The 14,565-nt window shown below is 53.7% G+C and carries 9 protein-coding genes; 5 read left to right on the top strand and 4 right to left on the bottom strand.

What is annotated here, in order from left to right:
* Positions 1-139 precede the first annotated feature (139 nt).
* The gene (locus Pr1d_RS15620; RefSeq protein WP_148074396.1) at positions 140-427 is read left to right on the top strand and encodes a hypothetical protein; all 288 of its coding nucleotides are present in this window, start codon (positions 140-142) and stop codon (positions 425-427) included.
* 675 nt (positions 428-1,102) lie between these two features.
* Here Pr1d_RS15620 and Pr1d_RS15625 read toward each other — a convergent pair.
* Both Pr1d_RS15625 and Pr1d_RS15630 read right to left on the bottom strand, forming a co-directional pair.
* Positions 1,103-4,318 carry a serine/threonine-protein kinase gene (locus tag Pr1d_RS15625; protein WP_148074397.1) on the bottom strand — a complete coding sequence of 1,072 codons (3,216 nt, stop codon included), beginning with the start codon at positions 4,316-4,318 and terminating at the stop codon, positions 1,103-1,105.
* Positions 4,315-4,902: an ECF-type sigma factor gene (locus Pr1d_RS15630; protein WP_148074398.1), complete on the bottom strand. Its 588-nt coding sequence runs from the start codon at positions 4,900-4,902 to the stop codon at positions 4,315-4,317. Before Pr1d_RS15630 ends, Pr1d_RS15625 begins: the two co-directional genes overlap by 4 nt.
* Positions 4,903-5,291: 389 nt before the next feature.
* Here Pr1d_RS15630 and Pr1d_RS15635 point away from each other — a divergent pair, with 389 nt between their 5' ends.
* The 4 genes from Pr1d_RS15635 to Pr1d_RS15650 all read left to right on the top strand — a co-directional run bounded on the left by Pr1d_RS15635 (position 5,292) and on the right by Pr1d_RS15650 (position 8,349).
* A complete protein-coding gene (locus Pr1d_RS15635; protein WP_148074399.1) occupies positions 5,292-6,314 on the top strand; it encodes a PEP-CTERM sorting domain-containing protein in 1,023 nt (340 codons plus the stop codon).
* A 320-nt stretch (positions 6,315-6,634) separates the two neighbouring features.
* A complete protein-coding gene (locus Pr1d_RS15640; RefSeq protein ID WP_168205502.1) occupies positions 6,635-7,027 on the top strand; it encodes a TFIIB-type zinc ribbon-containing protein in 393 nt (130 codons plus the stop codon).
* Between the two features lie 200 nt (positions 7,028-7,227).
* Positions 7,228-7,845, top strand: coding sequence for a hypothetical protein (locus Pr1d_RS15645; protein WP_148074401.1), 618 nt, complete (start codon positions 7,228-7,230; stop codon positions 7,843-7,845).
* A gap of 213 nt (positions 7,846-8,058) precedes the next feature.
* Positions 8,059-8,349 carry a hypothetical protein gene (locus Pr1d_RS15650; RefSeq protein ID WP_148074402.1) on the top strand — a complete coding sequence of 97 codons (291 nt, stop codon included), beginning with the start codon at positions 8,059-8,061 and terminating at the stop codon, positions 8,347-8,349.
* A gap of 411 nt (positions 8,350-8,760) precedes the next feature.
* Here the strand turns inward: Pr1d_RS15650 and Pr1d_RS26555 are convergent, their stop codons facing one another.
* Together Pr1d_RS26555 and Pr1d_RS15660 are read right to left on the bottom strand one after the other, a co-directional pair.
* Positions 8,761-12,543, bottom strand: coding sequence for an autotransporter-associated beta strand repeat-containing protein (locus Pr1d_RS26555; protein WP_148074403.1), 3,783 nt, complete (start codon positions 12,541-12,543; stop codon positions 8,761-8,763).
* 510 nt (positions 12,544-13,053) lie between these two features.
* Complete coding sequence (locus Pr1d_RS15660; protein WP_148074404.1) at positions 13,054-14,472, bottom strand: IS4 family transposase; 1,419 nt, start codon at positions 14,470-14,472, stop codon at positions 13,054-13,056.
* Between the last annotated feature and the right edge of the window lie 93 nt (positions 14,473-14,565).

The following is a 14,565-nucleotide window of genomic DNA, read 5'->3' on the forward strand; positions in this document are numbered from 1 at the left end:
CTCAAGTTTCGGCAACAGCTGCTTTGCTTTTGACCGGCAACGATGGGTGAACACACCGAAAGACAGAGACATAAACCATGTTTGCTCCGAATAAGCTGAGCTATATTGGTATCCGTTGAGGCATTGTCGAGGTGCAGGTATGGCGGAAGTAATCGCGGTTATCGTAGCGTTCGGCGCAATTGCCGTGGCTGTTACGGCCTGGGCGTGGTATCGGATGGATGAGCCAGCGGGTGCCCTGGTCGCGTTCTGTCTGGGTCCCACATGGGGATCGTTCATTTATTCGATTGCTGTCTGCCGTGACGGTGGGCCGGACGCAGGTTTGCTCTTCGGCTTCAGCTTAGGCATCGGCGGATTATATGTGGGAGTCCCAGCCGGGTTGTTTCTGGCGATACTGCAGATCTTTGCTCGAATAGGCCGTCGTTATTGAGGCAACGGTAAATAACGGCAAATGACGACTGTTTTTCGGAGCTTTCTTCTCAGGCAAAGCTCTCGGGAGAGCCCGCGTCGATCTGCTACGCCGTGGATGACACAACTTAGCGTTGCGCCCACATGTCGAATCGCAATTTGCAAACAACCGCCAGTATCCCGCACGATAACGTCCTAAATCATGCGCACAGTTGTCTGGGCAGCCCCTGCTCGTCCGATGCACGCCCTGGTGGGTGAGGACATTTCTGCACCATGTTTCTCACAGCGCGACCAATAAGATTCCCTGTGAGCGCACCAACTAGAATTGAAGGTGCCCAGATCATCGCCCAGATGGCAGCAGCGATCAATGCAACCGCTGTCAGTTTTGTGGGAGTGAACTGTGGCCAGTGAATCGACCGCCGACTAGGGGAATTGCAGTTTCTTGCTTCTGGCCATTAGCCAGCACCCTCTTACTCGCAAGCGTTGCAAATCCTGCAGCCTTAATAATTTAGCACGACTTCGCACGAACCAAGTCGCAGGCACTTCTCTATTACGGGAGTCCGGTGGCATCATTTGCGTGAGATGGACAATGCGTAGCGCTAGAGGTGCAGATCTCTCGGTCGTTATGTCCAAAGCCGTTAACTGTTGTCTGCGAGTTCAGCATTGTTGACGTGCGTCTTGAAGTCGGGCGCTCAAGCTAGTTACTCGTCGGTGTTGCCGCTTCGGCCGTCTTCATGAGGACTCCTTCCGTGTTCATCCAGCGTTCAACATCTACTTTATGCCCGGCATCGGGTTCAACTTCGTGCCATGCTTGGTAGAACTGTACGACGCGTTTGACGGCTTCTTGTGCACGATCTTCCCCGCCGGTCTCTTCTGGCGTCGGCATTCGTGAGTCGGTGGTCATCCATACGGCTGACTCCACGAGCAGCGGTTCTGCCTCTGCGAACTTGCCTTGGAGCGCCAACGCCTCGCCAAGCATGCTGGCGGCGTTATAGCGGAACCAGACATCTTTATGATCATCTGTGAACAGATCGCGTCGCAATTGAAAGGATTTATGGGCTAGAATTTCAGCTGGCGCTGCGAGGCGTTCAGCGATCGCGTCGTGCGCAGATTTTGCCAGAATAGCTGCAGCTAAGCTTGAGTCATTCGGGTATGCCGCGATCACCTTGTCTCTGAAGTCACGTGCTAAGGTCACCGCCTCCTCGTCATTTCCTGAGGCATGGTAAAACTGCATCAAATGCACGTAGATCAGGCACACTTGCAGAGTGGGATCACCACGGAGCAGGGATATGGCCCGCTTCTGTGTCTTTATTGCATCGTGGGTGGCTCTGGTCAAGTGTTGCGCGAGCGCCAATGTATCTAAATATGCAGGAAGTGAATCGCTATCGACCTCTTCAGCAAGAGCAACTGCCTCAGTTGCCCAGGCTACCGCTTGATCAGGAACCCACGGATCGACCGGCTTCGCGCTCACCATTTCCCAGGCAGCGACATTGAGCGCATCAGCTTTTCTCAGTCGCAGTGCCTCGACCTCTGACTCGGCGTTTGCCAAAGCTTTCTCCGCGCGCGATACTCTTTCAAGACGTAGGTTGGCCAACTCCGCTTGATCCCCTTTCGCCCGTAAGACAGCTATTAAGGAAGATATGGCCGCGAGATTGCCAGAGTGTGAATCATCGTGATAGGTACGGAAAATGGAAAGGGCTTCACGGCTGCACGCTTCAGCTTCGTCGAGTTTCCCTTTTTCGCGGAGTACCGCACTCAAATGTAGTAGTCCCCATGCTGTTTCCGGGTGATAGTTCCCATGGAATTTGCGATGCAATAGAACAGCTTCGCGCCCATCTTCTTCTGCACGCCCAAAGTCACCCTGCTCCATTAAGTAAAAAGTCGAACGGTGCAATACATTGGCAAGTTCCGGATGTCCGTTAGGCATCTGATGTGCCATTGTTTGCAGTTCTCGAGCAACCTGATCTGCCTCATTTAACTTCCTTTGGGTTACAAGTACAAAATGCAATTGGGAGAGTATTTCAATTGTTTCTTCATTATGAAGGAGATGCTTCTTGTGTATCGCGAGAGCGTCTCGCGAGAGCGTCTCACATCGACTCCAGTCACCCCTTCCATAAGCAAGCCAGGCATTGGCGAAGAGGCTATTAGCAATCTCTGGGTGATCTGGAGGGAAGACGCGTCTTCTCAGTTTTAATGCCTTCGTGAGATGTGCCTCGGCATCATCGAACAGATCTAGTCGACGGTAGGCGTTGCCCATTGTTGTACGGATTGCTGCTTCTACTTCGGGTAGTTCTGTGAACTGGTGTCCCACTTTCGCTGAGATGTTGTCGAGTAATTGACGCACCGTGTAGTCACTCCCCCTTGCGGCATCAGGGTTCGCGGCCTGCAACGCGTCCAAGAGCAGAGTGCTAACTGCTTCCGCTTTTGCCGCCTCGGCGGCCACCTGTGCGGTCGCAATTCGTTCTGCACGTACCAATTGTCTCTGGCGCAGGGCGACCAGCGGGCCGACGATCGCCAAGCCAACTACCATGGCAACGACGGACGCCGCCATGGGCTTCCTGTGGGCCCATCTCCAGGTCTTCGAGATGATTCCATGTGGCTTTGCCTGAATTAGTCTTCCGTCCAGATACCGCCGCAGTTCTTCTGCGACATCCTTAGCAGTTTGGTACCGTTTGGCAGGTTCTTTCTCCAAGCACTTGAGAGTGATCGTCTCTAAATCTTTGGACACGTGCGCATTCAGCTTCCGCGGACTGGGCGGCTCGTCGTAGATTACCTGGTGAATCAGCATGCGGGTGTTTCCGCGGAATGGTAGCTCGCCCGTGAGAAGTTGGAAAAGGATCACGCCAAGGGAGTAAATGTCACTGCGGCGGTCGGCCTGATGTGCTTCGCCCTGGGCCTGTTCGGGTGACATGTAGGCGGGAGTGCCGAGGAGCTGCCCGTCAATCGTGACTGTCATCTCTCCTATATCACGGCGTGCCAAGCCAAAGTCCATAAGGTGTGGCTCCCTATCGCCGTCGATCATGATGTTCGCTGGCTTGAGGTCGCGGTGGATCACACCTTGCTCGTGAGCATAGTGCACCGCTTCAGCAACTTTCGCACATAGCTCGGCTGCTTCTCGGCCGGTCAGCTTTTGGTCGGTGAGCCAATCGCTGAGCGTGAAGCCGTGAACAAAGTCACTAACGATATAGATCGATTCACCTTCGCTACCAACTTCATGGACGCTCACGATATTGGGATGCTGCAATTGGGCAGCGGCGCGGGCTTCGTGAAAGAATCTTTCTTTCTCTTCGGTGGTCATCATCCCCTGACGTGGAATCTTAATGGCGACCATGCGATCGAGCTCCTTGTCCCGCGCCTTCCACACACTTCCGAAGCTGCCGACCCCCAGCCGCTCGACAAGTTCGAATCGCCCGAGTTGTGAGAGCGGAGGCGCTCTCTGTGTGGCATGACTTTGATCTACCAGGCTGAAATGACTTCCGCAACGATTGCAGATCAGTTCGGTAAGCGGCGTGTCAACAGCCACTTGCATCGGCGCATTGCAACTGGGGCAACGAATGTCTAAGTAGAGGGAGGGTATCTCAGTACGATCGAGGGAATCTGTCTCGACCTGCGCGGTCGAACTGCAATCGTCAAAACCTTCGCGGACGGTTGCAGTATCACTGGTAAACCTTGATTCATACTCAGAAGCATCAGGTGTCTGACCACTCTTGCGACGATAGGAGACCTCCAGTGCGACGAGCTCTTGGAGTAGGCGTGTTCTAAGTGGATCCTGCAGACCCTCGATATAGTCCTCGATGAGGGGGTGCTGCCCATCACACCATGCCTCCTCGAAACGATCACAAATCTGGTCAAGAGTGTGGAGCAGATGGGTCTGAGTGATTTCGTTAGAGTCCGCAGTCCGCTTTGGAATCATTGTAATGCGACTCCTTTCGACCAGATCTGTCGGATGCAGTCGAGCTTGCGCTCGACCGTGCGTTCGACTCTTCCAATCGATGTTGCGATTTCGCGATTGGTGTAGCCCTCCAGTTTCATCCGAGCCACTGTTTGCAGTGATGGATCCAATGTGGCCATCAAGCGGCGACATTCTTCGTTGATAGCGGCCACCATGTCCGGCGTGGGTTCATTCCCTGCTAGATTCTTGAAATACTCATCGTTCAGAGAATCGTCCAGCAATTGACCGAATCCTCGCTTTTGTGCGCGCGTATTGCGACGCAGATCAGCGGTTTTTCTGACGGTAATTTTGGTGAGAAGCTGCCAGAGGTCTCTGCGATCGTGCAGTTGGGGGAAGTTGTCGTCCTTGGCACGTGTAAAGAAAGTGTTCAGCGCGCTAAGCGCCACGTCCTCGTCGTCGCGAACTTGCGGCGGCAAGTCGTCAAGTTTCCGGCGTGCCAAGGCGGCCAAGCGTAAAAAGTATCGGTCCCACAACTCCTTCTCAGCGACACTTTCGCTCCCCGTTTTGACCCGCTCGATCCAGTGCGTGATGGACCCGCTGTTCATTGTTCAGCAGGCACTCTTGGCCTGCACCTTGGTCGATAGGGTCACAACCAAGCTATCCACTTATTCATCTTTCGCAACTCTTGTACCGCTCGAATCCTGCGACCCCGTTCAGGAGTGTTAGAGACCTTGAAGGGAGAAGTGAGCGATTCCGCCCACCCGGAATCCAAGTTGCCCACTTAATGTCGGTGGAATCAATAACGGCTGTGAACAAAAGCTTTAGTAGCTTTCAACGAAAAATGTCGGAAAACTTGGACGGTTTACGAGTAACTATATAGGGGCACTTCGGTGGTAGCGACAACCACCAGAGTGCTGGAAGCAAGACTCAGCGTTTGGCGAGAAGCGCTAAGCGTGAGTGATCAGTATACCCTTGGCAAATAAGGAGAGTAGAGATGAAAACTGCATCTATTTTCTTGGCAACGTTCGTATGCAACACATTTTTGGGGTTGTTATCCCACGCCGCGCCGATTGCGAGTGAATCCTTCGCTACTTCCGCCGGGGGCAACGACTATGTTTCGTTTACTTCAATTCTGAGCCAAAATCCCACCGTCGGAGCGAGTGGTTTCGTGGGTCCGTGGGGGAATTGCTGCACTGGTGCCCTAGTCCCGGTCCCGGGTGGATTAACGCATGAATTGACCCCTGGTGAGACGTTTAATGGCCATTTGGTCGGCTATACGTCGAACAGTTCTGCTACACGCAATCTGAGTCGCGAAATCGACTACACACCCAGCGACGGCACCTACTATATGAGCATGCTACTACGCAAGAATGCTCCAACGACGCGTGGGGATCTCCTCGCCGGATTAGGACGCTCGCAAGGTGCAGAGACCTCCATCTTTGGAATTGACGGAACTTGGCTCGGATTCGTAGACGGCGGCATCTCGTTTTTCTGGGGACCAGACGCGCATCTAAGCACTGTACTCCCCGAATCGCAAATGAACGTCGACGAAACCTACTTTGCGTTGCTGCAATACGATTTCACCACGTTAGGGCCCGACAAGGTGACCGCGACGATCTATGACGGCTCGTCCGCAGAGGTTGCTAGTCAGTCGTTCCCAGGACTTGACCTCGATCAGACCATGGGACGGTTTAGTGTCGTTACACAAGACTTCGGTCCCATCCCCGAATTGGACGAGTGGCGTTTTGGTACGGAGTTGCGGGATGTGATGGTACAGGCGCTACCCGGGGATTTCGATCTGGATGGCGACGTCGACGGAGCGGATTTCCTTATGTTGCAACGCAATCCCAGCATCGGCAACCTGGCCGAATGGCAAGCGAACTACGGCACACCCAATTTGCTGGCGGAAAGCCGAGCAGCAGTGCCCGAGCCCGCGACGGTGTTGCTGCTACTGGTAGGATTCGCGTTCGCTTGTATTCGTGGACCCATGTCACATCGAAATCAACAAATTCTTTAATAGTAGAAAAACCGAGAAACGGAGGAACATGATGCGATAGCAAATGGCATGGGCGGCAGTCGCAGTGGCGACTCGGCTGTCGCCCAAAGTGTGATTGGGCAAAACGTTGGGCAACTAGGCGAGTGCCCCGAGCCATTAGCTTGGCTCCGTGATGACCCGTGCTGTAAGCGCTGACGGTTCTTCCATTGATACTTACAAGAAAGACTGTCGGACTCGTAGCACCGGTTCTCAAATAGTCGCCTTGATGTTTAGTTGTACAATAATTTTGAACCCACACCATTGATCTGTTCTTCGATTCGATGAAGGAAAGGAGGTGTGTGATGAAATGTCCACGTGACGGCTCGCGACTAGCAAGAGCCAAGATCGACGGTATTCGACTCAAGAAGTGCCCAGAATGTGCAGGAATCTGGCTCGACTTTCATGAGTTGGAGGCAGTCTGTGGGCTGAAACTTGCCGATGTCGAAAGTCATCTTCGGGAGGAGGTTGATGAGATAGTCAACAACACCGACGCGGTCGCAGGTTATATGCGGTGCCCACGGTGCCCCAACGGTCGACTGCAACAGATAACTTACACAATCTTGCGGCCGGTTAGGATTGATCGCTGTGATCAATGCTTAGGGTGCTGGGTCGACCATGGTGAATTGGACGCGATCTTGCAGGAAAAGCAGACGCTCGATGAAGAATTATCGATAGCACATTTGCGGATGTTATAAATGGTGCCCCTGAGGTTTTGACTGCTAGCGTGGGGCCTTCTGTCTGCCACGAAGGCCGGTACTAACACTTCCTAGGGTTTTCGGTATCTGCCGCTTGGCCAGAGTTGCATGGATGTCCACATTGACAGCATATAAGGCTGAGATTGAGGGACTACGTGGTACTTCGAAATCTGGCACCTAAGAGAAGGAGGGACAAAATCATGTTCACTCACAAAACGTTTGTACTTTCAATTTCAATCATCGTATTGGCTATTTGCTCAACGGCGTCAACGCAACAGCAAAGTGACGAGACAGTTGATCGTGTCTCCCCGGCACCATACAACTCCCCTTCCGAAAACATGCCAGAAGACAATCTCTCGGTTGCTTACGCCCGCGCCTGTCTAAGACTTGCCAAGGCAGAGCTTGCAGAGGCTCGAGAACAGAATCGTATGGTCAAAAAATCTGTTACAGATTACGACATCACACGACTGATTATGCAAGTTCGATTGGCTGAACAGAATCTGTCTCACGCGGAGCAGGGCTCAGACTTTAGCCAATCGATAAAAGGACACGTAGAATTACAGTCACAATTGGCAGACTATGACCTCAAAGCAGCGGAAGAATTGCGGAATAAGAATGAGAGGCTGATTACCGATGCACAGATTGAGAGACTACGGAGTTACGCGGAAGTATGCAGATTACGTATGAAGTTGACTTGTGACCCTGTGAGTGCTTTGGCACTTGTCGACCACTTGCATTGGGAGACACATCGCTTGAGCGAAGAAGTCTTGCAACTCAATCGGCGCATTGCTCGTCTCGAAGAATCAACGAACCGTTAACTGGCAGCTGTGAATAAAGCATTTTTCTCTAACTGAGAGGCGAGGCTGCCTGGAGAATAGAATTGCACTATCAAACTAAGATGTGGCATATGTGCCGCTTCGCCAAAGCCTACATACAAATAGCAAATCTCGAAAACTCGCGCAGAGGCTACGAGGCAATTCGCAATTCGTCACCCAATTCTCATAGAACTATCGCAAGATAAAGAGTCTCTCATGCAGATAGCATTGGTTATCGCTATGTTTGGGGTGGCTGCAATCGCCGTCACTGCCTGGGCGTGGCATCGTCGGAATATGCCGGTGATCGGTGCGTTGACCGCGTTTTTTCTAGGACCATCCTGGGGAGCGTTCTTATACTCGTTGGTATTTTGCACGGACGGGTCGCCGGATGCCTGGGGCCTGCTCGTAGGCTTCAGCCTTGGAATCGGCGGATTATATGTGGGAGTCCCAGCCGGGTTGTTTCTGGCGGTACTGCAGATCTTTGCTCGAATAGGCCGTCGTTATTGAGGCAACAGTGAATAATGGCAAATGACGACTGTTTTTCGGAGCTTTCTTCTCAGGCAAAGCTCTCGGGAGAGCCCGCGTCGATCTGCTACGCCGTGGATGACACAAGTTAGCGTTGCGCCCACATGTCGAATCGCAATTTGCAAACAACCGCCAGTATCCTGCACGCTGAGGTGAGACACACCGACTGTAATCCGGCATAGCAGAAACTGACTGAGGGTGACCCATCCGACCGGAGTTGCGTCCGACTCGAACTTGCAGAGTTCTTGTCGGGGATTTCTGACCTCTTATAGCATTTCACTAACCCCTTCGAGCTGACGGGTGATGCAACCTCGCTCATTTTGTAGGTCACCGAACTGAAGGAGGTCGTGCAACCGCAGCGAAATAGAAAAGTAGAAAATTGCGGTTGGTGTGTTAACCGCCGACTTTATCAACTTGCAGCTTTTCCGAGCGGCTGCACCAATTGAGAAAGGCGACCCAGGGCCGCTTGGACGGACTCGCCCCAGCAAGCAAGATGTGCCTAACTCTCGAATTCCAGCGATAACGAGTAAGCACCCAGCCCATCGCCGCCATCAGCAGCAGCGTCGAATCCGGTGGCTCAGGTACTACAATGTCCGCCAGGGAGACTGTGTTCGAGACCACGTTGCCGAAGTTCAGCTGCCAGTCGTTCAAGTCAGAGGGGCTGAGTGGACTGGGTGATCCACCGCGATGCCAGATTAGGAAGTCATTGCCGTCCACGTCGAGATCACTATCGAAGTCACCGATTAGGCTGGCATTCGAGAGCGCTCCCAACGTTATTAACCCGTCGGCGTAATTGATGTCTAGCGTTTGCTGAACTCCTTGCGGCAAGACGATCTCGGCGAATTGTCCCGTTGGGGTCCCGAACGAACCGCTAAAGAGCGTAAACGACTCTCCCATCAGGGGGACAAACCCGTCCAGGAAGGAGAGTACCAGTGAACCACCGAGTGTGAGGTCTTCATGGACCACAATTTGATCGCTCAACGTGCCGAGCTCGAACCGAACTTCCGAGTCGCTTTGAAGCGTCAAGCTGTCAACGGTTAAGACGCCGGGACTCGTACCGGGAGAGAAAATTCCTCCGGTGAGGACGTTCACTCCACCTTCGATGGAACCGGTGCCGCCCAGGGTTGCACCGCCAAGAACGACGGCTCCTCCTCTTATCGAGCCATTCACGTTCAGCGTTCCTTGCGCAACGGTCGTGACTCCGTCATAAGTATTCGCACCGCCCAAGATGAGCGTACCGCCGCCGATTTTTGTGAGAGTTCCGTCCGTATCCGCCGGGTTTGGGTCGATCAATTGCCCATCGAAGGTGCCGTCGAGCCCCAGTCCACCAACATTCAGGTGCGACTGCATCAAGACTGTTCCTCCCGTTCCGACGAGAGAACCAATGGAAGTGCCGCCGTAAAACTGGTTGCCAAGCAGGTTCAGGACAGCATCCTGCTGCGTGATAATTGTGGCCAAGTCCGCCTTCGCCCCAAGCGCAAAAGCAAGACGCCCTCCGGGGGCACCGTTCAGCCCAGCGCCAACCAAGATCGTACTCGCTCCGGCATTGGAAGACTCCTGTCCGAAGGAAACAAGTCCTCCCAAAGTTCCCGGTCCACTGCCGCCTTCAATGACGATCTGGGCGTTACCGGCCGTTGCGTTCGCGGCAAAATTCAAACTTCCGGCCACACCTCCCCCGCGGACGGTGATCGTCGACTGGTCGGCCGAGACGGACGAAACCCCTGGGAAATTGATCCCACCGTTGAACGTCCCTGTCGCATTGCTGCCGATGTCGATATTTGCAGACCCGGCGGTCGTGTAGTCGAAAAAGTTGAGGACGCCCGTCGAACCCACGTCGATGTCGCTGTTCTGTGCCGTCGAGGTAGCATAGAACTCAATGCTGCCAAGTGCTCCCGGCATAATCTCGAGGTGTGCATTGCCGGCAGAGGCCTCGTGGTCGAAACGGATGACGGAAGAAGCACTGCCAGGAAACATGCGAAGGTTACTCTGAGCGGCATTGGAATTGTCATTAAAGTAAACTGCCCCACCGAAGCCGACCGTCACCGGTTCAATGTCGATCGTGGCAGTGCCTGCTGTGGCAAAATCGTGAAACTCCGTACGACCGGCAGACCAGCCACTGGGATAGTTATGGATCCGTGAGCCGCCAGCGGTTGAATCGTCGAAGAACTGGGTAACCCCCCCATTGGCGAACAGGACGTTTGCGCTTCCATTGTTGTGAATCGTCGCAGTCCCTGCGGTCGAATCATCACGAAACCGCGTTAAACCTCCCAAGAGAAGCGATCCACTACTGCCTTGGTTCGTGATGATCGCATTGCCAGCCGTCGCTACAACGTCGAAAACCGTCGTCCCACCACTGAGTTCTCCACCGGCTACCAAAGCACTTTCATTCGTAATCGTCGACTGAGCTGCCGTCGAATTGTGATTAAAGAATGTCGCTCCTCCCGTACCATCGGCGTAGCTCGATCCATGGTTGACAATCGCTGCGCCCATCGCGGTCGAAAGATCGTTGAAGTGGGTTGTGCCACGATTGTCGGTCGCTTCAAAGCTGCCATCGTTGTCGATCCGAGCGAACATCGCCGAGGCCGCGTTGCTAAAAATTGTTTGTGCCCCGAAACCAGACGCCGTTTCTCCCAGAGGGAGTGAGACGCCAATTCGCCCTGCGCGATTTCGTAAATTCGCGCTCCCTGCAGTGGAACTATTCTTGAAACTCAACACCCCGCCGAAGGCTCCGTCACCGCTGCCACCAGTCAAATCAAACGACGCCGTCCCGGCCGTTGCATTGTTGAGAAAATCCACCCGGACGATCCCGTGGCGAATGAGGCCCAGTTCCTGGCCCACCTGCTGAAGCACGGTGACGTCCCCGTGCAACTCGTAGTTGAGGTTGCCCGCCGAGGAACTGTTGCGAAAGATCATGTCCGCGCCTGCGTCAGGCAGCAACGTGGCCGCCGCGGACGGATCGTCTTCAAACGATTCCAACACGATCGTTTGTGGAACCGCAGAACTTGAGGCAAAGCCAGGGCCGGTGATTTCGGTTATGGTTCGCAGTCCAAATCGTAGTGTGTAAGACGGTGCACTTGCAGTAAACGAAATGGAATTGAGAAACTGCGTCTGGGGAAAAATCCCGCCGGCATCCGAATACTTGATTTCGACATCCGTCTGCGAACTCGTGTCGAACACGATATTGTCCCCATTAGTCGGCACCGCGGCAGGCGACCAGTTCTGGGCATCGAGCCAAAGGTTACTGACTGCGCCGGCCCAAGTCGTCGTTTGTGGAAACACATTCACGGTCCAGCCCATGTCCAGCAGCATTCCCCGCTCTCTGGGAGTGAGTGAACGCGTCAGCTGTCCCGGAGACCCGAACGGCGTCATCAGCACCGTCGTATAGGTTGCCTCATCCAGATGCGAGAGAGTCGACCCAGCGAGATACGGATTCGGAGCATAGATTTTGGGAGCCATGCCGGCATTGCCCAGCACTCCATTGGCACCACTCCAAAAGAGATTGTCGCTGGTAAGATTGACCGCTCGCGCGGCAGTGCTCATCGTATTCAGCGGAGTCCCAAAAGAGCCAACCGTGATGAAGCCGTCGTAGATAGAAGGGCTTTCAAAGATGTCGCCATCTTCAAGAAAGTGGGTTGTGAAACCAAGTCCATGAGTCATCTCGTGCATTGCCACGCGAATGAGGTCTTGCTCTGTCGAGGAGGGCGACCCGTCGAGTCCCGTATAGAACGAGACGGTCGAGTTGAAGCGAATTTTGATATCATGGGCAAAAACATTCAGATCCTGTCCCAAGAGATGATTCGCCAGGGCAGATGGATAGGCCCGGTTTGCCAGCAGACCGTCTGGCTCATCAATCAGCGTATCCGAGGAAGTCGAGGCATTGGTGGTCGGGCCCAAATTCTCAAAGACGGCTCGTACGGTAATCACTTCCCCTTCAAAACTTGGAATCAGATAGCTGCCCAGGATCTGCCCAGCCCGTTCCATCGCGGCGCGGCGATTATCACCTAGGATGGGGTCCCAGAAACCTTCGTCGGGAGCATCGTCGTACGTAAACTGAAAGGGGATCGCCTCAGCAATGCTGATCACTGCCATCGCAACCAAGAGACTGACAACGAATCGAAACAAAGCTCGCGAGAAGAAAGCGAGGCCATCAGGCCCCCTCAGCAGAAAAGAACCCATGATGCCGATCTCCCAGGCACACCAGCCCAATGCGGGGCAGCGCGCCCACGAGACGACAACTTCAGGCTGAGGTTGGTAGCGCTCGGGGCAGAATGATTATCTTAACCCCTGGCATGATTTGCAAGAGTCCGCCTTGATCGGATTTAGAAGTCAAGCTCCGTACCCATGAGTCCCACTCTGACATTTTGGCGTTGAAATGGGGATTGCCGCATTTCATTTTTTATTTGCTATTTGCATCACCATCCGATGCGATGGGATACTTTTGTCTTCCGTGCATGAATGCGTGACCTTCTCAAATGGCGACTCAAACTAACGTCGGTGATTTCGACCAAAAACAATTCTTGGTTATTCATCGTGCTCGTGGGTGCACCACCGAAGCGGCGAAAGACTCTTGCAACTTCCAGCGGTCTACCGTCGACAAGGACACCTCTTGCAGTTCACCGAACTTCTTGGCCGCTGAAGTTGGACCAACTCATCGTTCCACATAAGTCATCGTCAAAAAAAAGAGAACTAGTCCGGTCCGAATGTCTGCCAGGCGGTGGACAGGTCGTAAACTCGCTGCAGCCCGAACCATAGTGTTTGCGTACCCGGGCGTGTCGATTGTCGGATGACGTAGCCTCCTAGCGAAGCAATCATGCGGATCATCTCATTCAATGGCGGTGGGGTAGATGGCGGATTCGCTTTGCGAATCGTCATCCACACCGACTTCCACTCGCTCGGTTCGAAGATCAGCTCACAACTTAGTTCTGGACACTCGCTTCCCAGTCGCGATAGATACATCACCTTCCAAGCGATAATGGCGTAGACTGCCAAACAATTGAGGATTCGCTCTAGTGTCTCCAACTGACGATCTTCTATCCGACAGCCGCTCTTCAGCGTTCGAAAATAGATTTCAATTTGCCAACGAATGCAGTAGTAAGCAATGATTTGCCGCACTTGCTGGACCTCTTCGATCGGAAGTGTTGTCGCGAGCAACCATTGGATCGGTGCAACGCCATTTGGGGGATTGGATTCTTCGGCGAGGACGAGGTTTAACGTGACGTCGGACAGTTTGCGATTGCGACCTGCTCGATACGGAGGACGCACCGTCACGGTGGTGGCTCGGACTTCTAGTTCCGCAAGGCGTGCCTCGCGTGATTCGTGACGTTTGCGCTTATTCGTGGGCCGTTTCGTGGTGCGACCACTGACGTTCACGCTACATTGATACAGACACTTTGTAGCGCGAGCCGCTTCTAGCCACGTCACCTCCGTGTCCACCGTAATCCGCTTCTTGCAGGCACGCACTAATAAGTGCACCTCGCCACTTGAAGTTGTTCGTGGTTCGCAGTACAGTTCATAAACGTCCGCTTCACTGTCGGCAATGCAGACACAAATCGTCTGGGGACAGGTGTCGGCAACTTCGCGCGCTGCCCGCAGGCCTTCGATCCACCTATAAGTTTCTTTTTCTTCGATGGGTGTCTTTCGTACCCAGCGCCCCTTTTCGTTCGTGGTCATTTTCTTGATCTTGCTACGAGTCCAACATTTCTGCCAGGCGATGCCGAGGGGCAAGCCGTGTTCATTAAAGGCAACCAACGGGTGAAAGAAAGCGCCAAGACGAGTATGGTATTCCAGAGGGCCAGCCCCGCGGACTTGCTGCTTCGGTCGGGTCAAGTCGAGATCTGTCGTATCCTGGACTAACAAGGCAACCTCGGCTTGAGAAACTCTTTCCCGTGTGGCCTCGATATGCGGCTTGAGGATTCTTTCGGGCGAGACCTTGTCATTGTCGAAGAAACGATAAGCGGCTTCCATTTCCGCTCGACCATGGGTGGCGGCGGGGACGCTCATGTTGGGCTTCGCGCCGAGCGATTCAATGACCTTGCCCAGCCGTATGGTCAACCGATGGTCGCCAAGCTTGGCACCGCGAACTTCGTCTCGTAGCGAAACGGACATCGGGGACCTCCATGAAAGAAGCAAAGAAAAGTAACGTGCTTCTCAACACAGTCCCTCGAAAATGACAAGCCAAAGAATCATTCGCAGCCAAGC

The organism is Bythopirellula goksoeyrii, assembly GCF_008065115.1.
Taxonomy (GTDB): domain Bacteria; phylum Planctomycetota; class Planctomycetia; order Pirellulales; family Lacipirellulaceae; genus Bythopirellula; species Bythopirellula goksoeyrii.

Excerpts from the sequence above, each read along its gene's own strand:
- Pr1d_RS15660 (WP_148074404.1), bottom strand. The coding sequence starts at position 14,472 with ATGTCCGTTTCGCTACGAGACGAAGTTCGCGGTGCCAAGCTTGGCGAC.
- Pr1d_RS15645 (WP_148074401.1), top strand. The coding sequence starts at position 7,228 with ATGTTCACTCACAAAACGTTTGTACTTTCAATTTCAATCATCGTATTG.
- Pr1d_RS15650 (WP_148074402.1), top strand. The coding sequence starts at position 8,059 with ATGCAGATAGCATTGGTTATCGCTATGTTTGGGGTGGCTGCAATCGCC.
- Pr1d_RS15640 (WP_168205502.1), top strand. The coding sequence starts at position 6,635 with ATGAAATGTCCACGTGACGGCTCGCGACTAGCAAGAGCCAAGATCGAC.
- Pr1d_RS15625 (WP_148074397.1), bottom strand. The coding sequence starts at position 4,318 with ATGATTCCAAAGCGGACTGCGGACTCTAACGAAATCACTCAGACCCAT.
- Pr1d_RS15620 (WP_148074396.1), top strand. The coding sequence starts at position 140 with ATGGCGGAAGTAATCGCGGTTATCGTAGCGTTCGGCGCAATTGCCGTG.
- Pr1d_RS15630 (WP_148074398.1), bottom strand. The coding sequence starts at position 4,902 with ATGAACAGCGGGTCCATCACGCACTGGATCGAGCGGGTCAAAACGGGG.
- Pr1d_RS15635 (WP_148074399.1), top strand. The coding sequence starts at position 5,292 with ATGAAAACTGCATCTATTTTCTTGGCAACGTTCGTATGCAACACATTT.
- Pr1d_RS26555 (WP_148074403.1), bottom strand. The coding sequence starts at position 12,543 with ATGGGTTCTTTTCTGCTGAGGGGGCCTGATGGCCTCGCTTTCTTCTCG.